Origin of the sequence: Streptomyces sp. NBC_00388, from assembly GCF_036061255.1 — a bacterium.
Classification (GTDB): Bacteria; Actinomycetota; Actinomycetes; order Streptomycetales; family Streptomycetaceae; genus Streptomyces.
This window is the reverse complement of record NZ_CP107948.1, coordinates 5758251-5781870: the sequence shown is the minus strand read 5'-3', so window position 1 is coordinate 5781870 and position 23620 is coordinate 5758251. Positions and strand designations below refer to the sequence as shown.

Annotated in this window: 19 protein-coding genes; 5 read left to right on the top strand and 14 right to left on the bottom strand. The window is 71.0% G+C overall.

What is annotated here, in order from left to right:
• Window positions 1–10: 10 nt before the first annotated feature.
• From OG917_RS25905 to OG917_RS25890, 4 genes are all read right to left on the bottom strand, one after another.
• A complete protein-coding gene (locus tag OG917_RS25905) occupies window positions 11–1816 on the bottom strand; it encodes an IucA/IucC family protein (RefSeq protein WP_328320027.1) in 1806 nt (601 codons plus the stop codon).
• A gap of 126 nt (window positions 1817–1942) precedes the next feature.
• A complete protein-coding gene (locus tag OG917_RS25900; RefSeq protein ID WP_443059015.1) occupies window positions 1943–2683 on the bottom strand; it encodes a GNAT family N-acetyltransferase in 741 nt (246 codons plus the stop codon).
• 38 nt (window positions 2684–2721) lie between these two features.
• Window positions 2722–4665: an IucA/IucC family protein gene (locus OG917_RS25895; RefSeq protein WP_328320025.1), complete on the bottom strand. Its 1944-nt coding sequence runs from the start codon at window positions 4663–4665 to the stop codon at window positions 2722–2724.
• Window positions 4666–4704: 39 nt separating this feature from the next.
• Entirely contained in the window at window positions 4705–6102 is a 1398-nt protein-coding gene (locus OG917_RS25890) for a diaminobutyrate--2-oxoglutarate transaminase family protein (protein WP_328320023.1), read from the bottom strand.
• 276 nt (window positions 6103–6378) lie between these two features.
• Between OG917_RS25890 and OG917_RS25885 the strand changes: the two genes are divergently transcribed.
• Window positions 6379–7599 carry a trypsin-like serine peptidase gene (locus OG917_RS25885; RefSeq protein ID WP_328320021.1) on the top strand — a complete coding sequence of 407 codons (1221 nt, stop codon included), beginning with the start codon at window positions 6379–6381 and terminating at the stop codon, window positions 7597–7599.
• A gap of 131 nt (window positions 7600–7730) precedes the next feature.
• A complete protein-coding gene (locus tag OG917_RS25880) occupies window positions 7731–8909 on the top strand; it encodes a trypsin-like serine peptidase (protein WP_328320019.1) in 1179 nt (392 codons plus the stop codon).
• Window positions 8910–9014: 105 nt separating this feature from the next.
• Here the strand turns inward: OG917_RS25880 and hflX are convergent, their stop codons facing one another.
• The 6 genes from hflX to miaA form a co-directional block, all read right to left on the bottom strand.
• Window positions 9015–10520, bottom strand: a complete 1506-nt coding sequence (gene hflX, locus OG917_RS25875; protein ID WP_328320017.1) for a GTPase HflX — start codon at window positions 10518–10520, stop codon at window positions 9015–9017.
• 148 nt (window positions 10521–10668) lie between these two features.
• Window positions 10669–12126 carry a M1 family metallopeptidase gene (locus OG917_RS25870; RefSeq protein ID WP_328320015.1) on the bottom strand — a complete coding sequence of 486 codons (1458 nt, stop codon included), beginning with the start codon at window positions 12124–12126 and terminating at the stop codon, window positions 10669–10671.
• A 67-nt stretch (window positions 12127–12193) separates the two neighbouring features.
• Window positions 12194–14335 (bottom strand): RelA/SpoT family protein, encoded by a 2142-nt coding sequence (locus OG917_RS25865; protein ID WP_328320013.1) that lies wholly within the window; start codon window positions 14333–14335, stop codon window positions 12194–12196.
• Between the two features lie 139 nt (window positions 14336–14474).
• Window positions 14475–15347, bottom strand: a complete 873-nt coding sequence (dapF, locus tag OG917_RS25860; protein WP_328320011.1) for a diaminopimelate epimerase — start codon at window positions 15345–15347, stop codon at window positions 14475–14477.
• Between the two features lie 47 nt (window positions 15348–15394).
• Window positions 15395–15871, bottom strand: coding sequence for a hypothetical protein (locus OG917_RS25855; protein ID WP_328322182.1), 477 nt, complete (start codon window positions 15869–15871; stop codon window positions 15395–15397).
• A 106-nt stretch (window positions 15872–15977) separates the two neighbouring features.
• Window positions 15978–16916, bottom strand: a complete 939-nt coding sequence (gene miaA / locus OG917_RS25850) for a tRNA (adenosine(37)-N6)-dimethylallyltransferase MiaA (protein WP_328320009.1) — start codon at window positions 16914–16916, stop codon at window positions 15978–15980.
• 183 nt (window positions 16917–17099) lie between these two features.
• On the opposite strand from miaA, the gene OG917_RS25845 reads away from it, so the two are divergent.
• Both OG917_RS25845 and OG917_RS25840 read left to right on the top strand, forming a co-directional pair.
• Window positions 17100–17387, top strand: a complete 288-nt coding sequence (locus tag OG917_RS25845) for a hypothetical protein (RefSeq protein WP_328320007.1) — start codon at window positions 17100–17102, stop codon at window positions 17385–17387.
• 29 nt (window positions 17388–17416) lie between these two features.
• Complete coding sequence (locus OG917_RS25840) at window positions 17417–17662, top strand: antitoxin (RefSeq protein WP_328320004.1); 246 nt, start codon at window positions 17417–17419, stop codon at window positions 17660–17662.
• A gap of 183 nt (window positions 17663–17845) precedes the next feature.
• Here OG917_RS25840 and OG917_RS25835 read toward each other — a convergent pair whose 3' ends face one another.
• From OG917_RS25835 to OG917_RS25825, 3 genes are all read right to left on the bottom strand, one after another.
• The gene (locus OG917_RS25835; RefSeq protein ID WP_328320002.1) at window positions 17846–18556 is read right to left on the bottom strand and encodes a class III extradiol dioxygenase subunit B-like domain-containing protein; all 711 of its coding nucleotides are present in this window, start codon (window positions 18554–18556) and stop codon (window positions 17846–17848) included.
• Between the two features lie 83 nt (window positions 18557–18639).
• Entirely contained in the window at window positions 18640–20142 is a 1503-nt protein-coding gene (gene miaB / locus OG917_RS25830; protein WP_328319999.1) for a tRNA (N6-isopentenyl adenosine(37)-C2)-methylthiotransferase MiaB, read from the bottom strand.
• A 135-nt stretch (window positions 20143–20277) separates the two neighbouring features.
• Window positions 20278–20910 carry a CBS domain-containing protein gene (locus OG917_RS25825; RefSeq protein WP_328319997.1) on the bottom strand — a complete coding sequence of 211 codons (633 nt, stop codon included), beginning with the start codon at window positions 20908–20910 and terminating at the stop codon, window positions 20278–20280.
• A 209-nt stretch (window positions 20911–21119) separates the two neighbouring features.
• On the opposite strand from OG917_RS25825, the gene OG917_RS25820 reads away from it, so the two are divergent.
• Window positions 21120–22115, top strand: a complete 996-nt coding sequence (locus OG917_RS25820) for a TAXI family TRAP transporter solute-binding subunit (RefSeq protein ID WP_328319995.1) — start codon at window positions 21120–21122, stop codon at window positions 22113–22115.
• Window positions 22116–22211: 96 nt separating this feature from the next.
• Here OG917_RS25820 and OG917_RS25815 read toward each other — a convergent pair whose 3' ends face one another.
• Window positions 22212–23606 carry a sensor histidine kinase gene (locus OG917_RS25815; RefSeq protein WP_328319993.1) on the bottom strand — a complete coding sequence of 465 codons (1395 nt, stop codon included), beginning with the start codon at window positions 23604–23606 and terminating at the stop codon, window positions 22212–22214.
• Between the last annotated feature and the right edge of the window lie 14 nt (window positions 23607–23620).

The window sequence follows — 23620 nt, the reverse complement described above, 5'->3', positions numbered from 1 at the left end:
ACAATCGGGGTCACACCTCATGGAGCGGGTTGGCGATCGTCCCGTGCACGGCTGCGTGGGGTCGGTTCGGGCGGTCGCGGTAGCCGTCGAGGTGGAGCCGGTTGCGATTGAGACAGAGCCGTTCGATCCGCGGGGTGAGCAGGTCGAACGTCTCGTAGCGCTCCTTGAGCTCCGGGAAACGGCCCTGGTGGCGCAGGATCTCGGCGCGCACCAGATGCCAGAAATCAGCCTCCGGAACTCCTAGTTGATCTTCGCAGAGAGGGGCGAGGTAGCGGAAGACTCCGACGAAGAGCCCGGAGTGGATGAACTGCGTCAGGAAGGCGGGCTCCTCGGTCAGCAGCACGTCCCGCACGTCGTCGGGCATCGAACCGTGCTCCGGCAGGGGCTCGGCGCTGACGTTGACGTCGTCCACGAAGTCCTTGATCGCCAGCCGCACGGGGACATCGTGGTCGTCGAAGACGACGATGGCGTTCTCTCCGTGCGGCGAGAAGACCGTTCCGTACCGGTAGAGGAAGCGCAGCAGCGGGGGAAGCAGCGCGGCGAAGAGCCGGCCGAGCCAGACGGCGGGCGCGAGCCCCGAGCGGGCGACGAGCTCGGCGGTGAAAGAGCGTCCGTGCAGGTCGGTATGGAGCAGGGAGGCGAGCGTCCTGGCCCCTTCCCCAGGGGCCAGCTGGCCGTCGAGCGGCTCGCGCCAGATGGCGCCGAGGAGCTCCCGGTACTGGTACGGGACCTCGGGCAGGTGGTCGTAGAGAGGGTGCTCGACCGAGACGGAGGCGACTTCGCCCAGCAGGATGACGCGGCACTCGTCGCGCAGGAACGCGTCGCCTTCCCGCAGTCCCTGGACCCAGGTGGTGACGGCAGGAGCTGCGAGGGTCCGCTCGGTGGGCAGACCGCGCCAGACCAGGGTGTTGAGGATCGAGAGCGGCAGTTTCACCGTGTGCCGCTCGGGGTGTTCGATGTTGAGGAAGGTCCGGATGGACTGCTGCGGCAGGCGCGGGTCGGCGTCGGCGTGAAGCGGGACGATCTGCTGGTGCGCGATGGCAGGCGCGTAGAGCGGAAGGATCACTTCGTCCCACTGCCAGGGGTGCACGGGAAGGTAGAGGTACCCCTCCGGGTCGAGTCCGCGTGCTGTTAATTCGGCGGCGAAGGACTCGCGGACACCGGCGTCGAGCTCACGGCTGTAGAGCCGGTCGGGCGTCGCCAGCCCGGTGACTCCGCGGTACTGGGCGAGGTCGGTGCTGACCGCGATCCACGGCAGCCGGGCGGGCCGGCGGGATTCGGGTGTCCAGCGAGCGGCGTCGGCCGCGGAGAACCCGATCCGGCCCTTGTTGAGTACGAGCCAGGGGTGACCCGTCTGATGGCCTTCCAGCTGTGCGTAGTCCAGGTCGGCGAGTTCGGCGGCGGGGAGCGCGGTGTGGTCGATGCGGGCGTCGGCGGCCAGGGTGGTGGTCAGCTCGCGTACCAGGTGGCCGAGCGTCGCCCCGTCCAGGCCGAGGAGTCTGCGGGCGAGGACGAGGAAGCCGAGCGGATCGCTGAAGGGCTCGCCCTGGAGCGCGATGGTGTCCGGGTCGACGTGCCAGTGCCCGTAGGCGCCGCGCCGCGCCTGGAAGGTCAGCGGCAGATCGTCGTCGAGCGTGAGCGTGTGGCGGCCGCCGGTCAGGCCCACCGGTTCGATGATCTCCTCGTAGGCGAAGGCGCTGAGCATCTTGGCCAGGAGGCGGCGGGCCGCACGGTCCCAGTCCTCGGGGTTCAGCTCGGCAGGATCGAGCAGCGTTGGTTCCGCTTCGGAGTCGAAGCGAGCAGACGGGTTCAGCACGGGGACTCCTCGGGGTGGAACCGATTCGGGACGGGCGGTGTATCAAAGGCAGGAGGTCGTCGGGGGCAGGGATCTGGGGGGTGGTTGCCCGGAGCGAGGTCGCTTCGGACCGCTGACGGGAGGTATTCACATCAGGTCACGGAAGGCGCGGTCGCGGACCATCAGCGCCGCACGTTTGCCGGGCAGGTCGACTTCGGCCGAGTAGCGGAATCCCGCGCCGAGAAAGGCCGATACGGAAGGGGTGTTGCGCAGGTCCGGTTCGGCTACGACGCGGGTGCACTGGGGGCGGTTGTCCAGTACGAGGTCGGAGACGGCGCGCAGGAGAGCGGTGCCGGCGCCGCGCCCCCGGTCCGCGACGCCGCCGATGAGGAGGTGCAGACCGGTGTCGTGCGGGCGCGCCGGATAGTGCCGGGCAAGCGGATCCAGGTCGGCCCGGTAGATCTCCCAGTAGCTCATGGGCGTGCCCTGGAGTACGCCGAGACAGGGCACGCTCCTGCCGTCGCCGTCCAGTTGGGGATCGAGGTGCGCGCGGGTGACGGATTCGGGACCGGCCAGCTCCCAGAATGCGGCGACAGCAGGGTCGTTCATCCAGTGGCTGATGAGAGGGAGGTCGCGTTCGATGTTCACGGGGACGAGTTGGAAGGCACCGTCCGGGGTGGCGGCGGGCTTCCAGGCACCGGGGCTGTCCAGCAGGCCGCCCCCGGGGTGGTCGGGGGCGGCCTGCCAGGGCCCGAGTGACGGGTCTCCGGTGCGCAGCAGTGACAGCAGGTCCTCGGACAACTGCAGATCGAGGGTGTCCTCGGACCCTTCGTCGGTCCGCGGTACAGGTCCTGTCCCGGTATGGGTGCTCGCATCCATGGGGGGCACAGCCACGCTCCTCGTCCTCTGCTCAGCTATCGGTCGGGTCATGCCCCAGTGGGGTGGAGGGGGTTGGTGAGACGGACATAGACGGACTGGGTGTCGACCGGGCCGACGAGTTCGTCGAGTCCGTGGAGCCGGGTCAGCAGGTTCGCCTTGGTACGCAGCACGGGGGTGTTGAGAAGTTGAGTGGGCAGAGGGGACCCGAGTGCGGTGGCTCGCGTGAGGAACTGACGGAAAGCCGCGATGAGCAGTCGTTCGTCGGCGAGGCGCTGGGCGCCGATAGCGCCGATCAGCCCGAAGACGTTGTTGATGGCGAGGTAGTAGGCAAAACGTTCGTCGGTGACGTCGTCGGCGACGAAGGTGTCGCTGACGGCGCCGACCCCGGGGAGCCGCTTCTCCAGTGCGTCGCGGTGGGATTCCCGGAAGTAGTAGCCCTGGTTGTCGCGGTAGCGGCCGCCGATGGGCCAGCCGTCGGGGCCGAGGATGACGATGGTGTTCTGCTGATGGGCTTCGAGGGCGATGCCCGCGGTGCCGTCCAGCCACAGCACAGGACGTACGACGTGGTCGAGATAGCGCAGGAACCATTCGGTGGCGACGGCTCCGGTGGTCCGTCCGGTCCGGGCCGCGAGCCGGGTCACGATATCGGCGAGCCTCGAACGCATGGCGCCTCCGCCGGGGCGGGGATGGACGGCGGTGAGACCCGCGACGCATACGGCGTCGTCGGTGGCGCTGAAGGGGTTGTGGCGCAGGACGACATCGAAGCCCGAAAGCGGTTCGCCGTCCGGGGTGTTCACGGCCAGCCAGGCCGGATCGCGGACGATGCCGAAACCGGGGTGTGCCGCCTGCCACGCGCTGCCGAGACCGCTCCGCAGGATCCGGTGCACCTCGACACCCCGGTGGAGTTCCTTGCGGAGGTTCTCCCGGCGGGAGTTGGTGATGCGGACCCCCAGCGACAGCTTCAGCATGGTGTCGACGCCCGGCCGGTGGACGGTGCGTACGGAGGAGGTGGGATGCCAGCGGTCACCGTGCGGGCCGAGGTCGTGCAGCAGTCCGGCGTCGAGCAGGGCTGTCACCGCTGGGCGGTGGACCACATCGCGGGCCTGCCAGGGGTGGAGGGGCAGAAGGACGGTGTTGTCGGGACGCCGCACTGTGCCTGCGAGGCGTTCTGTGAGCCGGTCGGCGGGGAGCGTGCGTCCCCCCTCCGTCCACACCGAGTCCTGTGCGAGTACGGAGCGGTCGACGGCCAACCAGTGCAGAGCGAAGGAGCCGTGCAGCTCTGGGGAGTACAGGCGGACTTCAGCGTCCGAGAGTCCCTCTCGGCTCTTCGGGGTGGGGTGCAGCGGGTGGCCGAGCAGGAGGGACTGCTCGGCGGTGAGGAAGAGGTCTGCCTCAGGGGAGGGCCCCGGGCTGAGGCGGCGGGCCGTGATGAAGGCCGCGGTCCGGTGCACCGAGTCGGCGACCCTCCCGACCAGTTCGGTGGAGTCGCTCTGGCCCGCCTCCCGGCCGAGCAGGGAGGCGACGGTGACGGCGTCGGCGCGTGGGGCGCCGACCGATGCCCCTTCCAGTACGGGGCTGCCGAACCGGTGCCAGCCGGTGGCCGACCAGTACAGGACGGGGACGAGCAGGGCGATGCCGCTGGCGTCCAGGGGGATACGCAGCGTGTCCCCTGCGGGGGCGGAAAGGTTGGTCTCCCGGACCCAGCAGCGGAGCAGGTTCTCGGCGGCGGCGGCGTCCGCAGCCGCCGCCGGGTCCGATGCGTCGACGGGATCGTCGAGGAGGGCCGGTGCCGGACGCCGCTCCGGCGTGCGGGCCCCGGACATCTGCCGCGGCACCGTCTCCGGTCCGCCCGAGAGCGAGCCGGTCGACACCGGGCCGACGGTGAGGGCGTCGGCCGGGAACGGGCGGGCCGGGTACGAACCGGGTGCACGGCTGCCGGGGATCGCGGAGTCACCGGTCTCGGGGGCATCGGGGTCGGGCGTGGGGTTCACGGGGTGCTTCCTTGCGCGGCCGGGGGGAAGGGGGGTGGTTCAGTGCGGGCGGCGGTTCTCGGGACGAGCACGTTCGGCGGCGGTCAGAGCATCGGCCAGCCGGTCCAGCACCGCCTCCGCCTGTTCATCGGTGAGGGTCAGGGGCGGCAGCAGGCGCACGACACCGGCGTGACGGCCGCCGAGTTCGACAATGAGTCCCCTGGCGAGACATTCCCGCTGTACGGAGGCCGCGAGCACCGGGTCGGCAGGCGAGGGCGCGGCGGCGCCCGGCGCAACAGCGTTCGCGCCGTTCGAGGCTTCGGCGGCTTCCGGGTCGACGAGCTCAAGGCCGATCATCAAGCCGCGGCCGCGCACGTCCCCGATGACGGGGTGGTCGGCGGCCAGTCCCCGCAACCTCGCGATCATGCGCGCGCCCAGATCGGCCGCACGCTCGGCGAGCCGGTTCTGACGGACATAGGCGAGGGTGGCGGCGCCGGCCGCCATGGCGAGCTGGTTACCGCGGAAGGTCCCCGCGTGGGCGCCCGGCTCCCAGCAGTCCAGTTCCGACCGGTAGACGATGACCGCCAGCGGGAGGGAGCCGCCGATGGCTTTGGACATCACCATCACGTCGGGAATGATCCCGCTGTGCTCGACGGCCCAGAAGGCACCGGTGCGGCCCACCCCGGTCTGCACCTCGTCCGCGATGAGCGGGATGGACCGGTCGGCGGTGATCTTCCGCATCCGGCGCATCCAGCTGTCCGGACCGGGGATCACCCCGCCCTCGCCCTGCACCGGTTCGAGGATCATTCCGGCCGGCGGGACCACACCGCTCTTGGGATCGTCGAGAAGGCTCTCGGTCCAATTCCCGGCGAGTTCCGCGCCCCGGGCTCCGCCGACTCCGAAGGGGCAGCGGTAGTCCTGCGGATAGGGCAGCCGGGTCACCCGTACGTCGGGTGCGCCGCCGGACACCGCCAGCGCCCCGGCCGTCATGCCGTGGTAGGCGCCGGTGAAGGCGAGGATCCCGCTGCGGCCTGTGGCGGTGCGGACGAGTTTGAGAGCCGCCTCCACCGCGTCCGTACCCGCGGGCCCGCAGAACTGCACCCGGGCCTGGTCCGCGAACTGTCGCGGCAGCGTCTCGAACAGCTCCGTGGTGAAGGCGTCCTTGACCGGGGTGGCGAGATCCAGCACATGCAGGGGTGCACCGGAGTCGAGCACCTTCTTGATCGCTTCGAGCACCACCGGATGGTTGTGCCCCAGCGCCAGGGTCCCCGCCCCCGACAGGCAGTCGAGGTAGCGCCGCCCGTCCGCGCCCTCGATGGTCAGCCCACGTGCGCGCACCGGCACGATCGGCAGCGACCGCGCGTACGTACGGGCCGCGGATTCACGCATCGACTGACGGCGCAGGATCCCCTCGTGCACTGTCGTCGTCGCCGACGGAGCAGGTTCGGTAACGGCCACTGCTGTTGGTCCTCCCGCTGTACGGATCGGCCGTCGCACCTCGCGCCCCCACGACCGTCGCCTCCGAGGCCGGGCACAGCCCAAAGGCCCCCAGCCGTACCAACGACGAAGTCGCCCCGGAATCACGGGTAAGTCGGAAGATCCTTGCGGTGCCGGAACCACAGCCCTGCCTTATGCCGTCCACATCGGCACCGGCATAGTGGGGCCCGCACTCTGGATCCGCACCGTTCCACAGTGCCGAATCCGTTGTTCCGTAGTCCCAGGGGGAATCACCACATGCGACCGCTACGCCCGACTTCCACCGAACGCCGCGGGGAACGCGTGTCCCGGCGGACCCTCCCCGCCATGGCGGCACTTGGCCTCACCGCTGTGCTCGCGCTCACTGCCACGGCCTGCGGTCCCGGCGACGACAACGCCAGTGACAAACCGTCCGGCACCCCTTCGTCGTCCCCGGACGGCAAGGTCGTCATACCGGACAACGTCAGGAGCGCGCTGAAGAAGCACGGCGTCAACCTCGACCAGTGGAAGCACGGTGAATGGAAGAACTGGAGCAGGGACAAGTGGCTGCGTGAGGCGCAGGACTTCGTCAACCCGGTCATCGCCGGGCTCTGGGACCCGTCGCGGATGCGGCACGCGTCCAAGCCGCCGGAGAAGCCGGTCGACAACGACATCTCCGGTGACAAGGGGGTGACCGACCCGACCCCGGCGCCGGTGACCGCGCAGGGCGTCAGCGCCCCCTACCACCAGAGCGTCCCCGAGGCGGGCAAGGTCTTCTTCGACAGCCCCGAAGGGTCGATGGTCTGCTCTGCGACGGTCGTGGAGGACCCCGCTCATCCCGGGAAGTCCAACCTGGTGTGGACCGCGGGCCACTGCGTGCATGCCGGGAAGAAGGGCGGCTGGTACCGCAACATCGCCTTCGTGCCCTCCTACAACGACGGCGGCATGTCCGCCGCCCAGCTGCAGAACGCCAAGAAGGACCAAGTCGCCCCGTACGGCGTCTTCTGGGCGGACTGGGCCCAGACCTCCGAGCAGTGGATCAACACCGGCGGCCCCACCGGCGGCCAGGGCGCCCCGTACGACTTCGCGGTTCTGCACGTCACACCGGAGAAGGGCAGCACCAGGTCCCTGGAGGAGACCGTCGGAGGCGCGCTCCCGGTGAACTTCAACGCGCCCGCCGTGCCGAAGATCCCGAGCTTCACGGCGACCGGCTATCCGGCGGCTCCCCCCTTCGACGGCCAGAAGCTGTTCCAGTGCTCCGACCGCCCGGGCCGCCTCTCGCTCTCCGCAGCGGACCCGACGATGTACCGCGTCGGCTGCACCATGACCGGCGGTTCTTCTGGCGGCGGCTGGATCGCCAAGGGGGCCGACGGAAAGCCCGCGCTGGTGTCCAACACCTCCATCGGCCCGGTGACCGCAGGCTGGCTGGCCGGTCCGCGCCTCGGCAAGGAGGCCAAGGGCGTCTACGACTCCGTCAGCAAGAAGTACGCGGACCGGTAGGCGCGGGAGCAGGTCCCGGAGGAGCACGCGGGCCGGCAGGCCCCGCGAGGTCCCGGCGACCGCGGCGACCACGCGCCACCAGAGCGATCACCGCACTGCAGCGATCACGCACTACCAGGGGGAACAGCTCCATGCGATCCATCCGTCCGATACTGACCGCCACCGGGGTGGCCGCTGCCCTGGCGCTGACGGCCACCGCGTGTGGCGGCGGTGACGACAAGGCCGCGGCCCGCGCAGCCGGCACTTCCGCGGCGTCCACAGCGGCTCCGGCGTCCGGCGCCGATGCCGCGGCCGGTGTGACCGACGCCCTCAAGCGCCAGGGTGTGGACCTCTCGAAGTGGAAGAACGGCGAGTGGAAGAAGTGGGACAAGGACCAGTGGCTCCGTAACGCCAAGGACTTCGCCAATCCGGTGATCAAGGGTCTGTGGAAGCCCGACCGTATGAAGTCGGCCAAGGACCCGCAGAAGACGATGGCCTACGGGGACAGTTCGGGCGACCGGAGCGTGACCGACCCGGAGCCCGCGCCGGTCAGGGCCCAGGAGGAGAAGCGCCCGTACCACCGGTACGCGGCCCCCGTCGGGAAGGTCTTCTTCGACTCCCCGGAAGGCTCGATGGTCTGCTCGGGCACGGTCGTCAAGGACCCGAAGCACCCCGGCAAGTCCAATCTCGTGTGGACCGCGGGTCACTGTGTCCACGCAGGCGGCAAGGGCGGCTGGTACCGGAACATCATGTTCGTGCCGTCCTACAACGACCAGGGCGAGTCCGTCGCCCAGCTGCGGAACGCGCAGCCCCGGGAAATCGCGCCGTACGGCAACTACTGGGCCGACTGGGCCATGACCTCCAATGCCTGGATCAAGGACGGGGGCCCGACCGGTGGGCAGGGGGCGGCGTACGACTACGCGCTGCTCCATGTGAAGCCGGAGAACGGGGGCAGGTCCCTCGAAGAGACCGTCGGCAACGCGCTGACGGTCGACTTCAACGCCCCCGCTGCCCGCACCGTCTCCGCGGTGGGCGCCTGGGGTTATCCGGCCGCCCCGCCGTTCGACGGCCAGCTGATGAACAAGTGCGTCGACCGGCCGGGGCAGCTCTCCGTCAGCCCCGGCACTCCGGCGATGTGGCGCATCGGCTGCACGATGACCGGTGGTTCATCCGGCGGCGGCTGGTTCATCGCCGGTCCTGACGGAAAGTCGGAGCTTGTCTCCAACACCTCGATCGGCCCGGTCACCTCGGGCTGGCTGGCGGGACCGCGGCTCGGTCAGGGCGCGGAGCAGCTCTACCGGGCGATGAGCGACCGGTACGCGAACCAGTAGCGCGGCACGCCGGTGATCCACCGGCAACGGCCGAGGGCCCGGCCTCCCTTCACAGGGAGGCCGGGCCCTCGGCCGTTTCACCGGGAGGCTGTCGCGCTGCCGGCGTCAGGGCGCCGCAACCGGCGCGTACGGCAACAGATCGGCGGCCAGCTCCTCATGCACCAAAGCCTTGAGCAGGGTGCCCTCCGGGGTGTGCTCCTCGGAGATCACTTCGCCGTCGGAGTGGGCGCGGGCGACGAGCTGTCCGTGCGTGTACGGCACGAGCACCTCGACCGCCACCTTCGGCCGGGGCAACTGCTCGTCGATCAGGGCCAGCAGCTCGGCGATGCCCTGGCCCGAGCGGGCCGACACCGCGATGGCACGGTGCTCGATGCGCAGCAGCCGCTGCAGGACGAGCGGGTCGGCCGCGTCCGCCTTGTTGACCACCACGATCTCCGGGACGTCGGTGGCTCCGACGTCGCGGATCACCTCGCGTACGGCGGCGAGCTGCTCCTCCGGAGCCGGGTGCGAGCCGTCCACGACGTGCAGGATCAGGTCGGACTCGCCGACCTCCTCCATGGTGGAGCGGAACGCCTCGACGAGGTGGTGCGGCAGGTGCCGGACGAATCCGACGGTGTCCGCCAGGGTGTAGAGCCGCCCGCTCGGCGTCTCGGCCTTGCGCACGGTCGGGTCAAGGGTGGCGAACAGGGAGTTCTCCACCAGCACGCCCGCACCCGTGAGCCTGTTCAGCAGAGAGGACTTGCCGGCGTTGGTGTATCCGGCGATGGCGACCGACGGCACCTTGTGGCGCTTGCGTTCCTGCCTCTTGATGTCGCGACCGGTCTTCATCTCCGCGATCTCACGGCGCATCTTCGCCATCTTCTCGCGGATCCGGCGCCGGTCGGTCTCGATCTTGGTCTCACCGGGACCACGGGTGGCCATACCACCCCCGCCGCCCGCGCCGGCGCCACCCATCTGCCGGGAGAGCGACTGACCCCAGCCACGCAGCCTCGGCAGCATATACTGCATCTGCGCGAGCGCCACCTGCGCCTTGCCCTCCCGGGACTTGGCGTGCTGGGCGAAGATGTCCAGGATCAGCGCCGTACGGTCGACGACCTTGACCTTGACGACATCCTCAAGGTGGATCAGCTGCCCCGGGCTGAGCTCACCGTCGCACACGACGGTGTCCGCCCCGGTCTCCAGCACGATGTCCCGCAGCTCCTGCGCCTTGCCCGACCCGATGTAGGTGGCCGGGTCCGGCTTGTCGCGGCGCTGCACCACACCGTCGAGCACCAGCGCGCCCGCCGTCTCGGCGAGGGCCGCCAGCTCCGCGAGGGAGTTCTCGGCGTCCTGTGCGGTGCCCGAGGTCCAGACGCCGACCAGCACCACACGCTCCAGGCGCAGCTGCCGGTACTCGACCTCTGTGACGTCTTCGAGCTCGGTGGAGAGGCCGGCGACCCGCCTGAGCGCTGCACGCTCCGAGCGGTCGTACTGGTCACCGTCCCGCTCACCGTCGATCGAGTGGCTCCAGGCGACGTCCTCTTCCATCAGGGCATCGGCCCGAAGGCTCTCGTTGAAGCTCTGCGCTTCCTGCTCGTGCGCGTCCTGGGAAGTGGAAGAAGAGGAGGTCATTGGATCCTTACGTCGAGGCGGTAGAAAGAATTCTTCGTCAGTCACAACGCGTGATGGCGTCCGATGATTCCCTGAGGTCCCACCGGGCCCGGCAGTGCCGACGACGCATCGATAGTGACATGACGCGCTCACGCCCGTCACCCGGGTTTCAGCCCCGGTGAGCCCGCGCGGGCCGGGCGCTGCGCCAGTCGCGGTGGCCCGGCATGGCCGGGGTCTTCTTCCCGTACAGCCAGCCCCGGAAGAACGCGGAGAGGTCGCGCCCGGCGACCCGTGAGGCCAGCGCGGTGAAGTCGGCGGTGGTGGCCGACCTGTCGCGGTAGCGGCTCACCCAGCTGTGCTCCAGCTCGGAGAAGGCAGCCGCCCCGATCTCCTGGCGCAGTGCGTAGAGCACGAGGGCGCTCCCGTCGTAGACGACCGGCCGGAAGATACTGATCTTCTGGCCCTGTTCCGGGGGCTTCGGTGCCGCCGGAGCGCCGCCGCCCGCCCGCCAGCCGTCGGACTGCCGGTAGGCGTCGCGCATCCGGGTGGCGAGTGGCTTGCCGCCGTGTTCGTCCGCGTAGAGCGCCTCGTACCAGGTGGCGTGGCCCTCGTTGAGCCACAGGTCGGACCAGCTGTGCGGCGAGACGCTGTCGCCGAACCACTGGTGGGCGAGCTCGTGGACCATGACCGAGTCGACGTACCACTCGGGGAAGGAGTCCCCGGTGAACAGCCGGCGCTCGAAGAGCGACAGGGTCTGGGTCTCCAGCTCGAAGCCGGTGTCCGTGTCGGCGATCAGGACGCCGTACGTCTCGAAGGGGTAGCGGCCCGCCTTGGACTCGAGCCAGGCCAGCTGCGCGGGAGTCTTCCGCAGCCAGGGATCCAGTCTCTTCCGGTCGGCTGCCGGTACGACGTCACGGACCGGCAGCCCGCCGGGTCCTGTCCGGTGGAGCACGGCCGAGTCGCCGATCGACACCTGGGCCAGTTCGGTGGCCATGGGGTGGCGCGTCCGGTAGGTCCAGGTGGTGCGGCCGGCCCGGGTCGTGCGGGGGCCGGGGAGCCCGTTGGCGACGACGGTCAGTTTCCGCGGTGCGCTGACACGGAAGGTGAAGAAGGCCTTGTCGGAGGGGTGGTCGTTGCAGGGGAAGACGCGGTGGGCGGCGTCCGCCTGGTTGGCCATGGCCAGGCCGTCGGAGGTCCTGACCCAGCCGCCGTCCGCCGCGCCCCGCGGGTCGCTGGTGTGGCGCACGGTGATCCGCAGCGGAGCGCCGGCGTCGATGGGGCCGCGCGGGGTCACGACCAGGTCCTCGTCCGCGGTGGCGAACCGGGCGGGCTCGCCGTTGACCTCCACCGACTGCACCGTGCCACGGGCGAAGTCGAGGTTGACGCGCCGCAGCGGGGCCGTGGCCCGGGCGTCGATTCTGGTCACCGCCGCAAGCGGCTTGGTGTTGCTGCCGGGATAGGTGAGGCCGATGTCGTACGAGAGGACGTCGTACCCGGGGTTGCCCAGGTGAGGGAAGAGGGGGTCACCGATGCCGAGGGGGACGGGCGTGGGCAGCGTGGCGGCGACGAGGGCCGCCGATGCGGTCGCGAGCAGAACGGCCCGCGAGCGCCGGGAGATGGACAGCATGGACTACGGCTACCAGCCTGTACCGGGTGTGCCGCGGCGCAGCGCGCGGGGCCACCCGAACGTGTGGTCAGGCGGTGGCCGGATGCTGGGCGCGGCTCACGTCGTAGACACCCGGCACATCGCGCATGGTGCGCATCAGGGCGGGGAGCCCGGCGGCGTCGGGCAGTTGCAGGGTGTAGGTGTGGCGTACCCGCTGCTCGGACGGTGGCTCCACGGTGGCCGAGACGACCGCGGCTCCTGCCGTGGCGATGGCCTCGGTGAGGTCGGCGAAGAGCTGCGGCCGTCCGAAGGCCTCGGCGACGAGGGTGACCCTGCAGTCCCCGGTCTCACCCCAGTTCACCTCGACGGGGGGCCGTCCCAGGGACAGCATCCGGGCCACCGAGGGACATCCCGCACGGTGGACGGTGACGGCCCCGCCGCGCACGGTGAAGCCGGTGACGGCGTCGGGCGGCACCGGCGTACAGCAGCCTGCCAGCCGTACCGTCGCGTGCGGCACGGCCACGACGGCTCCGGCGGCCGCCCTGCGCATCGCTCCGCCGGTCGCCGAGACACTCGACCGGGGCGCCGCCGCCGGTACGGCCGTACCTTCCGGGTGCGCGTCCAGCCAGCCGGTGATGGCGATGCGCGCGCCGGGGGTCCGCACATGGCCGAGCCAGTCGGGTGAGGGCCCGGACATGGTGTCCTCGGCGAGCAGCAACTGGACGGTGTCGCCGTCGCTGAGCACCGTACTGAGTGTGGCCAGGCGCCCGTTGACCCGGGCGCCGATACAGGAGTGCGCTCGCTCGCCGTGCTGCGCGTAGGCCGCGTCCACACAGCTCGCCCCTGCGGGCAGGCCGAGAGTGCCGCCGTCGGCCCGGAAGACGGTGATCTCCCGGTCCTGGGCGAGGTCGGCGCGGAGGGTGGACCAGAACGTGTCGGGGTCGGGGGCGGATTCCTGCCATTCGAGGAGCCGGGAGAGCCAGCCGGGGCGCGAGGGGTCGACGCGCTCGCCTTCCGCCGTGCCGACGGCGGCGCGGGGGACGACGGCGGACCGCGCGCCGTCGAGCGGTACATACGGATTGCCCAGCGCGACGACCCCCGCCTCGGCGATCTTGTGCATCAGGTGGGTGCGGATGAGGACTTCGGCGACATCTCCGCCCCCGCTGGCGACGGCCGTGTGCAGCGACTGGTACAGGTTGAACTTGGGCGAGGCGATGAAGTCCTTGAACTCGGAGATCACCGGGGTGAAACAGGTGTGCAGCTCACCCAGGACGCCGTAGCAGTCGGCTTCCTCGCCGACGAGCACCAGGAGCCGGCCGAAGTCGGTGGGGCAGAGCTCTCCGCGTTTCATCCTGACCCGGTGCACCGAGACGAAGTGGCGTGGCCTGATGAGGACTTCGGCGGCGATCCCTGCTTCCCTCAGTACCCTTCTGACGTCCTCGGCGATGGTGGGGAGCGGGTCGGCGCCTGCGTCCTGGGCCGCGATGAGGGCACGGGTGATCTCGTACTCCGCCGGGTGCAGGATCGCGAAGACCAGGTCCTCCAGCTCGGTCTTGAGCGCCTGCACCCCCAGCCGTTCGGCCAGCGGGATCAGTACGTCGCTGGTGACCTTGGCGATCCTGGCCTGCTTCTCGGGACGCATCACGCCGAGCGTGCGCATGTTGTGCAGCCGGTCGGCGAGTTTGATCGACATGACGCGGACGTCGTCGCCGGTGGCCACGAGCATCTTGCGGAAGGTCTCGGGCTCGGCGGCGGCCCCGTAGTCGACCTTCTCCAGTTTGGTGACGCCGTCGACCAGGTAGCAGACCTCGTCGCCGAAGCCCTCCCGCACCTGATCGAGTGTCACCTCGGTGTCCTCGACGGTGTCGTGGAGGAGCGAAGCGGTCAAGGTCGTCGTCTCGGCGCCCAGTTCGGCGAGGATCAGCGTCACGGCGAGCGGATGCGTGATGTAGGGCTCGCCGCTCTTGCGCATCTGACCGCGGTGGGATGTCTCGGCCAGGACGTAGGCCCGCCGCAGGACCGCGAGATCGGCGTCCGGGAAGTGCGCCCGGTGGGCCTCGGCGACATGGCCGATGGCATCGGGCAGGCCGCTGCGGGAGGCGGGGCCGAACAGCGCGGCGCGGCCCAGTCTGCGCAGGTCGATCCTGGCGCGACCGCGTCTGCGGCCCGGATTGTCCACCGGACGGATCTCCGGGGACGCACCGTTGGGGCTGGCGGCCTCTGCACTCATGGCACCTCCGGCAGTGTCGACCGGCGGTGGGCTGGCTGCGACTGGGCGCTCCGGGCCGGTGCTTGATGCTACCGAGCCCACCACGCGGTGCCCGCCCGCTCCCGCCCAGCGTGAAACGGATCACCCATTCGAGCGAAGTCTAGGAGAGGGCCGTTTCCTGGAATACGCCGTCGATCGTGCCCTCGGCGACGATCACCGCGGGACCCGTCATCTCGATGTCGCCGTCCGGCAGCTCGGTGATCTGCAGACGCCCGCCGGGCAGGTCCACCGTGTACGTGACGGCCTCGCCGGTGAGCGCCGGGTCGATGCCGTCCCTGCGGGCCGCCGCGACGGCGACGGCGCAGGCTCCGGTGCCGCAGGAGCGGGTCTCGCCCGAGCCGCGCTCGTGCACCCGCATGGCGACGTGGCGTTCACCGCGGTCCACCACGAACTCCACGTTGACGCCGTCCGGGTAGGCGGACGCCGGGGCGAACTGCGGTACGGAGAGCAGATCCCCGGCGTGCGCCAGGTCCTCGACGAAGGCGACGGCGTGCGGGTTGCCCATGTTCACGTTCAGCGCCGGCCAGGCCCGGTCGCCGACCGTGACGGTCACTCCGGCTGCGGGGAGCACGGCCCGGCCCATGGAGACGGTGATGTCGCCGTTCTTGGCGAGGTGCACGCGCTTCACCCCGCCGCGCGTCGCGACGGCGAGGTCCCCGTCGTCCACCAGTCCGGCACGCTGCAGGTAGTGGGCGAAGACGCGGACGCCGTTGCCGCACATCTCGGCGACGGAGCCATCGCTGTTGCGGTAGTCCATGAACCACTCCGCCTCGCCGGCCAGCTCCTGGGCCTCCGGGTGCGCGGCGGACCGTACGACCCGCAGGAGACCGTCGCCACCGATGCCCGCCCGGCGGTCGCAGAGCGCGGCGACCGCGGCTGCGGGCAGGTCGATGACGTTGTCCGGGTCGGGGACGATCACGAAGTCGTTCTCGGTCCCGTGGCCCTTGAGGAAGGCGATCTGTGCGGTGGTCACCCTGCCATCCTACGAGGTGGATGCCGGTCCGGGCGGAGGGGTGGGGCTCAGCGGAGCCGGGCCACGCGACCCACGGCGAGCGCCACGATCACACCGAAGGCGACGACGTAGAGGGCGACGATGCGCCAGTCCGGCCGCACCCCCGAGCCTCTGACGGGCAGCCCCGGCCAGGTGTAGCCGACGCGGCGGGCGGCCATCATGCCCCATCCCGCGGCGCAGCAGCTGATCAGCAGCCCGAGCATGGCGACCACGGGGCCGCCGTCGCCGAACTCGAAGGCGAGCGGGAACGCGAACATCAGGGATCCGACGGCCGCCAGCACCACGATCGGGGCAAGCTGCCAGATACGCAGTCTGCGCTGCGGCCGCAGCTCGACCTCGACCTCGGGAGCCACCTCGGGGGTGTCCAGCGCGTCGGGGCCGTCGGGGCTGAGCCGCGGTGCCTCACCGGGGAGCCCCAGGCTGCCGTGGACCAGGCCGCCGGCGTGTTGCGCGTCGGGTTCGCTGTCGCGAGGGCCGGCCTCCATCGCCACACGCCCTCCCCACTCGGACTCCACTGTCGATCGCAGATCGATGATGGCACGCCCTCCGACCGCTAACTGACGGGCTGAGCGTCCCGATGCCATCACGTGATCAGGCTGTGACCGCCCGTTCGACCAACGCCATCGCCTGCCCGGGAAGTTCCGCCCGGTCGGCCTCCCCGCCACTGAGCCAGTGCACCCGCGGATCCCGGCGGAACCAGGAGTCCTGGCGGCGCGCGAAGCGTTTTGTGGCGCGTACGGTCTCGGCGCGCGCCTCGTCGTCCGTACACGCCCCCGCGAGGGACGCGAGTACCTGCTGGTACCCGAGGGCGCGCGACGCCGTGCGCCCCTCCCGGAGCCCCCGGGCCTCAAGAGCGCGGACCTCGTCCACCAGGCCGGCGTCCCACATCCGGTCGACGCGTGTGGTGATGCGCTCGTCCAGCTCGGGGCGGGCGACGCCGACGCCGATCTGCACCGCGTCGTAGACGGGGTCGGGGCCCGGGAGGTTGGCGGTGAAGGGCTTTCCGGTGATCTCGATCACCTCAAGGGCCCGGACGATCCTGCGGCCGTTGCCGGGCAGGATCGCCACGGCCGCATCCGGGTCGGCCGCGGCCAGCCGGGCGTGGAGCACCCCGGGACCGCGCCGTTCCAGCTCCTCCTCCAGCCGCGCCCTCACGGCGGGGTCGGTGCCGGGGAACTCCAGCGCGTCGATGGCGCCCCGGACATAGAGCCCGGAGCCCCCCACCAGGACCGCCATCCGGCCGGCTGCGAGCAGCCGGTCCAGCTCCGCACGGGCGAGCTTCTGGTACTCGGCGACGTTGGCCGCCTCGGTCACGCTCCAGATGCCGAGGAGGTGGTGCGGGACACCGCCGCGCTCTTCGAGCGTCAGCTTGGCGGTTCCGATGTCCATCCCTTCATAGAGCTGCATGGAGTCGGCGTTGACGACCTCGCCGCCGAAATGCCGGGCGATGGCAACGCCCAGATCGGACTTTCCGGCCGCGGTGGGGCCGACGACGGCGATGACCCGCGCTGCGGGAGCTGCACTTCTCACGGCCCCAGTCTCGCAAACCCGGAGGCCTGTCCCCGAATGAGTTACGTGACGGGCGGGCGCCCGGATTCGTTTCCTCTTCCGAGGTTCCGGCCGACGGCTTTTCGACCGGTGGCCCCGGCCGGCGCAATCAGGCGCTCCGGGGGGCGAGGAATTTCGCTCACACGAGTACGTTATGGAGTGAATATGGGTATTTTTGCAGTGTTTCGCCGCAAGACCAAGGACGCCATCGAGGAGCCGGCCCCGGACACCCAGGCCGACGGCCCGGAGCCGGCTGGGGGGCAGTCCCCTGATCCCGCGCCGGCCGCCGACCCGGCCCCGGCCGCGACCCCGGAGGAGCTGACCGCCGAGTCCGCGGCTGACGCACCCGCGCAGGACGCGGCGGCCGGTGCCACCGAGGGCGTGGAGATCCCGCGCCAGCAGTCGGCGGCAGCCGCCGCCGACAACGAAGCCGGTGAGGGCGTTCGCAAGTAGAACGCCCTCCGTAGGGAAGTAGGTATGCCATGGGATTCCTGGACAACGTGAAAGCCAAGCTCGGACCGGCCAAGGACAAGGTCTCCGATCTCGCGCAGCAGCACGGGGGCAAGATCGGCGAGGGCCTGGACAAGGCGGCCCACACGGTCGACGCCCGGACCAATGGCAAGTACAGCGACAAGATCGAATCGGGCACCGGCAAGGCCAAGGAAGCCCTGGAACGCCTGTCGCACAAGGATGGCGGCGGCACTGCCAAGCCGCCCACCGCTCCCTGATCCGGCACAGAACGGATCCGGCACAGAACGGATCCGGCACAGAACGGCGGGCGGTCGCGGAGCCGGGCTCCGCGACCGCCCGCCGTGTCCCCGGGACGACAACACCGTGCCGGGCACGCCCCTCACGTACAGCCCGCCCTCGGGCGCTGCCCGGTGCGGGCACGGGGCAGTCCGCGCGTCCGCTCAGGACCACGCGGCGACGTAGTACCCGACTCCGTACGGGGCGTCGTCGTAGAGCAGCTGCCCGCCGGGCTCAGCGCCCTCCGCGGCTCCCGCGAGGACCTGCCAGGGCGCACGGCCCGCGGCCTTCAGTTCGTATGCCAGCGGGGCGTCCAGCGCTTGCAGCGCGGCCACGTCCGCCGTGGACAGTGCGCGTGCGGCAGCGGCGTCGAAGGCGGCGGCGCGCTCATCGAGGTACCCGGGCGCCTTCAGAGTGCGGCAGGCGCTCCCGTCCCCCATCACCAGCAGGGCGACCCGGGCGGCGCGGGCCGACAGCTCCCGTCCCGCCGCAATACAGCGTTCCGGCTCCAGCGGCTCCCCGACGCCCAGCCCCTCGACCGGTGAGGCGGCCCACTCGGCGCGGCTCAGCAGCCAGGCGGCCACCGAAAGTGACGGCGGCAGGTCCCGTCCGCTGCCGGTGTCCGACGTGCCAAGCCGTACCCGGAGGTCCACGCCGAAGCCGCTGAACGAGCCGGAGGCCCCTTCGGGGTGTGCTCCCCGGCCGGCCTCGTCCGCGGGCCCCACGGCGATCAGCAGATCAGGACGGGCGGCGGCGAGCACTCCGACGGCGTCGAGGCAGGCAGCCCTCGCAGCGTCGAGTTCGGGCGCCGCCCCGGCGGCCACCTCGGGCACGAGCAGGGGCGGACACGGGCATACGGCGGCGGCTACGAGCATGATCCACAGCCTAGTCCGCGGGGAGGGCGGCCCGGACGGGGTCCGGGGCCCCGGAACCGGACGCCGACCGGGTCACGTGACCTCTAGTCGCAGCCACAGCCCCCGGCTGCGGCGGGTACCGCGGCCGGTGCGCCGATGCCCGGGAGCCCGAGCATCACGCCTGCGGGCTTGGCCGTCGCGGCGGCGGTGCGCTTCTCCCAGGCGTCCCCGGACCGCGTGCGCCGTACGGCGGTGACCGGCCCCTCGGCGAGCAGGTGGTGGGGCGCGGCATACGTGATCTCCACCGTCACCACGTCACCGGGGCGCACCTCGGTGCCGGGCTTGGTGAAGTGCACCAGCCTGCTGTCGGGCGCGCGCCCGGAGAGCCGGTGCGTCGCACCGTCCTTGCGCCCCTCACCCTCGGCCACCATGACGTCGAGCGTGCGGCCGACCTGGGTCTTGTTCTCCGCCCACGAGATCTCCTCCTGGAGCGCCGAGAGCCGCATGTAGCGCTCCTGGACGACCTCCTTGGGGACCTGGCCCTCCATGGTCGCGGCCGGGGTGCCTGGACGCTTGGAGTACTGGAAGGTGAAGGCCTGGGCGAAGCGCGCCTCACGGACCGCGTGCATGGTCTGCTGGAAGTCCTCCTCGGTCTCACCCGGGAAGCCCACGATGATGTCGGTGGAGATCGCGGCGTGCGGGATCGCGGCGCGCACCTTGTCGATGATCCCGAGGAAGCGCTCCTGCCGGTAGGAACGGCGCATCGCCTTCAGGACGGTGTCCGATCCCGACTGCATCGGCATGTGCAGCTGCGGCATCACGTTCGGCGTCTCGGCCATCGCCGCGATCACGTCGTCCGTGAAGTCGCGCGGATGCGGCGACGTGAAGCGGACCCGCTCGAGGCCCTCGATCCTCCCGCAGGCGCGCAGCAGCTTGGAGAAGGCCTCGCGGTCACCGATGTCGGAGCCGTAGGCGTTGACGTTCTGGCCGAGCAGCGTGATCTCCGAGACGCCCTCGTCGACCAGCGCCTCGATCTCGGCGAGGATGTCGCCGGGCCTGCGGTCCTTCTCCTTGCCGCGCAGCGCGGGCACGATGCAGAAGGTGCAGGTGTTGTTGCAGCCCACGGAGATCGAGACCCACGCCGCGTACGCGCTCTCGCGCCGGGTCGGCAGCGTCGAAGGGAACGCTTCGAGCGACTCGGCGATCTCGACCTGGGCCTCGCCCTGGATGCGTGAGCGCTCCAGCAGCACCGGGAGCTTGCCGATGTTGTGGGTACCGAACACGACGTCGACCCAGGGCGCCCGCCGGACGATGGTGTCCCGGTCCTTCTGGGCCAGACAGCCGCCGACAGCGATCTGCATACCGGGTCGCCTGGTCTTCATCGGGGCGAGCCTGCCGAGGTTGCCGTACAGCTTGTTGTCGGCGTTCTCGCGCACCGCGCAGGTGTTGAAGACGACGACATCGGCGTCCCCGTCGGCGTCCCGCGGCGCACGGACGTATCCGGCGTCCTCCAGGAGTCCCGACAGCCGTTCGCTGTCATGGACGTTCATCTGGCAGCCGTAGGTGCGGATCTCGTAACTTCGGTTCAGGGTGTCCTGCGCGGTCATGTCACCAGGGTAGGCGGTGGCGGACGGAGCTCCCGCCCCGGCCGGACGGCGGCCTCTTCCTGCCGGGCACGACTGGGCCGGCAGGGCATGGCCGGGCGGGCTGGGCACGGCGGGGCAGGCCATGGCAGGACAGGACTAACTCCCGCCGGCGCTGTCGTCGATGTCGTACTGCAGCCGCTCGGAGACGTCGACCACTCCGTCCACTCCGCGGCACAGCCGTACGGCTGCCGGAATCACGCTCCGGCGCTCGACGACGCCGCTGAGCATGACATGACCGTCACTGACGTCCACCGTGATCGCGGAGGGGGAGAGCCCCAGGGTCCGGGTCAGGACACCTTCGAGTACTTCCTCCTGGATCGCGCGGTCGCGGCGCAGGAATACCTGCAGGAGATCGCTGCGGCTGATCACCCCGGCCAGCCGGCCGGTGTCGTCGACGACGGGCAGCCGCTTGACGCTCCTGGCCTGCATCAGCCAGCCCGCCTCGACAATCGTCCAGTCCGGGTGCGCGACGACCGCCGGGCTCGTCATCAGCCCTTCCGCGGTCGTCGCTTCGGTCTTGGCATGGTGATCGGCATCCTGCCGGACGGCGGGCAGCAACGCGGTCAGCCCCAGCTGCTTGCGGAGCAGATCGGCCTCGGAGACCACGCCGAGCGGCCGGTCGTCGGCGTCCACGACGGGCACCGCCGAGATCCGGTGTTCGGTGAGCAGCCGGGCGATCTCCTTCAGGAAGGTTCCCCGCTGCACCCGCACGACATCCGTCGACATCATCTCTCCGACAGTTCGGCTCGACGTCACTGCAGTCCTCCGGGGCGTGGTCCAGCGGCAATCGGGCTGCCGACCGGTGATCAACGGCCCATAGTGACAGCCGCGAAGCGGATCACTTAATTCCGGATGAGCCGGGGTCCGGCCGGCAACGACGCGCTTCCACTGCCCTGCGCCCCTGTTCGCGGACGGCGTGAGCTGGCAGGATCGCGCGCATGTCCAAGGCACCGACCCGCTTCCTCCGCTGCCGCGCCCTCCAGGGGACGGCGGTCGTGCTGGCGGTCGCCGGGCTGCTGATGTGGTGGCTGCTGCCCATCGGCCGGACCGCTCCGCACGGGACGGTGACCTTCAGTACAGGGGTACGCACCGGCGTCTACCAGCTGTACGGGAAGCTGCTCAGCCCTACCCTCGCCCACGACATGCCCGGCGTGGACATACACCTCCAGCCGAGCCAGGGCTCCCAGCAGAACCTCGCACGGGTGGCGACGGGCAAGGCCGACTTCACTATCGCGACCGCTGACGCAATCGCGAAGTACATCGAGGACGGCAAGCCGGGCGCCGACCGGCTGCGCGGCTGCGCGCGGCTGTACGACGACTACGTACAGCTCGCCGTCGACGACGGTTCCACCGTCAGGCGCGCCGCGGATCTGCGGCACAAACGGGTCGCCGTGGGCCAGCCCGGGTCCGGTGTGCGGCTGATAGCGGACCGTGCGCTGCGGGCCGCCGGGCTGGACCCGGAGAAGGACATCACCGCGGTGCCCGCGGGGATCGACACCAGTCCGGATCTCCTGGCCGCGGGCAGGATCGACGCGTTCTTCTGGTCGGGCGGGCTGCCGACGGACGCGGTGCGCGATCTGGCCGCGCGCCACCCGATCCGCCTGATCCCGCTCGACGACCTGGTCACCCGGCTGCACGCCGCGGGCGGCACCACCCGCTACTACCGCTCGGCCGTCATGCCGGCCGACGCCTACCGCCAGGCCAGGAACGGCGCACCGGTGCCCACCTTCGCGGTTGCGAATGTACTGGTCACCACCGACCGTGAGGACCCGAAGCTGACCGAGGGCTTCACTCGCAGTGTGATCCGCAGCCGTGACCGGATCGGGCAGCAGGTGCACGCCGCGCAGCTGGTCGACGTGCGGACGGCGATCTACACGGACCCGCTGAAGCTGGACGAGGGCGCGCGGCGCTACTACCGCTCGGTCAAGCCCTGACCAGCGGCCCCGGCGCTGTGGGCCGAGTGAGGGCAGAGCGAGAGCGAGCGGGCGGACCGCGGCGGGCATGCGGACGGGTGCGCCGACCGGCCGCGCCTACCGGTCGGGCGCGGTCCGCGGGACCGTCACGGTCACCCGGAGCCCGTGCGGCTCGTTCTGCTCGTACGTGATCGAACCGCGGCCCGCGGCGAGCAGGGCGCGCGAGATGGAGAGGCCGAGGCCCGAGCCCTTGATGTTCTGATGGTGGCCGCTGCGCCAGAAGCGGTCACCGATCCGGGCGAGCTCGTCCTGGCCGAGGCCAGGCCCGCCGTCGGCGACCGTGATCTGCGAAGAGGCGCCCCGGGACACCGACTCGACCCTCACCTCCTCGCCCTCGGGGGTGAATTTCAGCGCGTTGTCGATCACCGCGTCCAGGGCACTGGAGAGCGCCACGGGGTCGGCCCAGGCGGTGACCGCGGCGGCGCCCCCCTCGGTGAGCCGGACGCCCTTGGCCTCCGCGACCGGACGCCAGGCCGAGACCCGCTCGGCAGCCAGCTCGGCGATGTCGGTGAGGCGCAGCTCCGCTGCGGTGTGCTCGGCCAGCGCCAGGTCAAGGAGGTCGTCGAGGACCTGGCCGAGGCGTCTGCCTTCGGTCCGCACCGAGGCGATCTCCTCGTTGCCCTCCGGGAGCTCGAAGGCGAGCAGTTCGATCCGCAGCAGCAGCGCGGCGAGCGGGTTGCGCAACTGGTGGGACGCGTCGGCGACGAAGGCGCGCTGCTGCTCCAGCACGTCCTCGACGTTGTCGGCCATCTCGTTGAACGACCTTGCCAGGCGGCGCAGTTCGGGCGGGCCCCCGCCGGGGGCGACCCGTGACTTCATCTGCCCGGTCGCGATGCCGTGGGTGGCCGCGTCCAGCGTCCGCACCGGAAGCAGCACCCAGCCGGTGAGCCGGAAGGCGGCGCCCACCGCGAGCAGCATCGCCCCCGCCTCCCCCGCGGCGATCAGCAGCCAGCCGCGGAGGGTCCGCGCACGCATCTGGTCGGTGGGCGAGTCGGTGACCACCACCGCGATCACATCACCGTTCCTGACGACGGGCGATGCGACGATCAGCCGCCCGCGCTGCCAGGGCCAGATCTGCGCCGGGTCCCTGCTGCGCCGTCCCGCGAGCGCGTCGTCGAAGGCGATCCGGCCCTCGCCGCCGGCCGGCACCGTCCAGGACTGCGGGGCCGCGGCCATGGCGATGCGGTCGCGGTAGAAGACTCCGGCCCGGATGCCGTACACCGTCTCGTAGCGGGCGAGTTCCGCCTGGAGCGTGTCGTGACGCTCCTGCTCACTCGCCGGTATCTCGGTGACGAACTGCGCCTCCTCGGCCATCCGCGCGGTGTCGTCGATCCGGTCGACGACCACCTTCTGCTGTGCGGCCGCGGCCACGCTCAGCGCGAGCGGGAAGCCGAGCGCGAGCAGCACTCCTGCCATGAGGACGATGAGCAGCGGAAGCAGACGCGCGCGCACGGTACGGGACGCGC

Excerpts from the sequence above, each read along its gene's own strand:
- miaB (WP_328319999.1), bottom strand. The coding sequence starts at position 20,142 with ATGACCGCGCAGGACACCCTGAACCGAAGTTACGAGATCCGCACCTAC.
- hflX (WP_328320017.1), bottom strand. The coding sequence starts at position 10,520 with ATGACCTCCTCTTCTTCCACTTCCCAGGACGCGCACGAGCAGGAAGCG.
- OG917_RS25825 (WP_328319997.1), bottom strand. The coding sequence starts at position 20,910 with ATGATGTCGACGGATGTCGTGCGGGTGCAGCGGGGAACCTTCCTGAAG.
- OG917_RS25885 (WP_328320021.1), top strand. The coding sequence starts at position 6,379 with ATGCGACCGCTACGCCCGACTTCCACCGAACGCCGCGGGGAACGCGTG.
- OG917_RS25880 (WP_328320019.1), top strand. The coding sequence starts at position 7,731 with ATGCGATCCATCCGTCCGATACTGACCGCCACCGGGGTGGCCGCTGCC.
- OG917_RS25820 (WP_328319995.1), top strand. The coding sequence starts at position 21,120 with ATGTCCAAGGCACCGACCCGCTTCCTCCGCTGCCGCGCCCTCCAGGGG.
- OG917_RS25870 (WP_328320015.1), bottom strand. The coding sequence starts at position 12,126 with ATGCTGTCCATCTCCCGGCGCTCGCGGGCCGTTCTGCTCGCGACCGCA.
- OG917_RS25865 (WP_328320013.1), bottom strand. The coding sequence starts at position 14,335 with ATGAGTGCAGAGGCCGCCAGCCCCAACGGTGCGTCCCCGGAGATCCGT.
- OG917_RS25840 (WP_328320004.1), top strand. The coding sequence starts at position 17,417 with ATGGGATTCCTGGACAACGTGAAAGCCAAGCTCGGACCGGCCAAGGAC.
- OG917_RS25835 (WP_328320002.1), bottom strand. The coding sequence starts at position 18,556 with ATGCTCGTAGCCGCCGCCGTATGCCCGTGTCCGCCCCTGCTCGTGCCC.
- OG917_RS25845 (WP_328320007.1), top strand. The coding sequence starts at position 17,100 with ATGGGTATTTTTGCAGTGTTTCGCCGCAAGACCAAGGACGCCATCGAG.
- OG917_RS25855 (WP_328322182.1), bottom strand. The coding sequence starts at position 15,871 with ATGGAGGCCGGCCCTCGCGACAGCGAACCCGACGCGCAACACGCCGGC.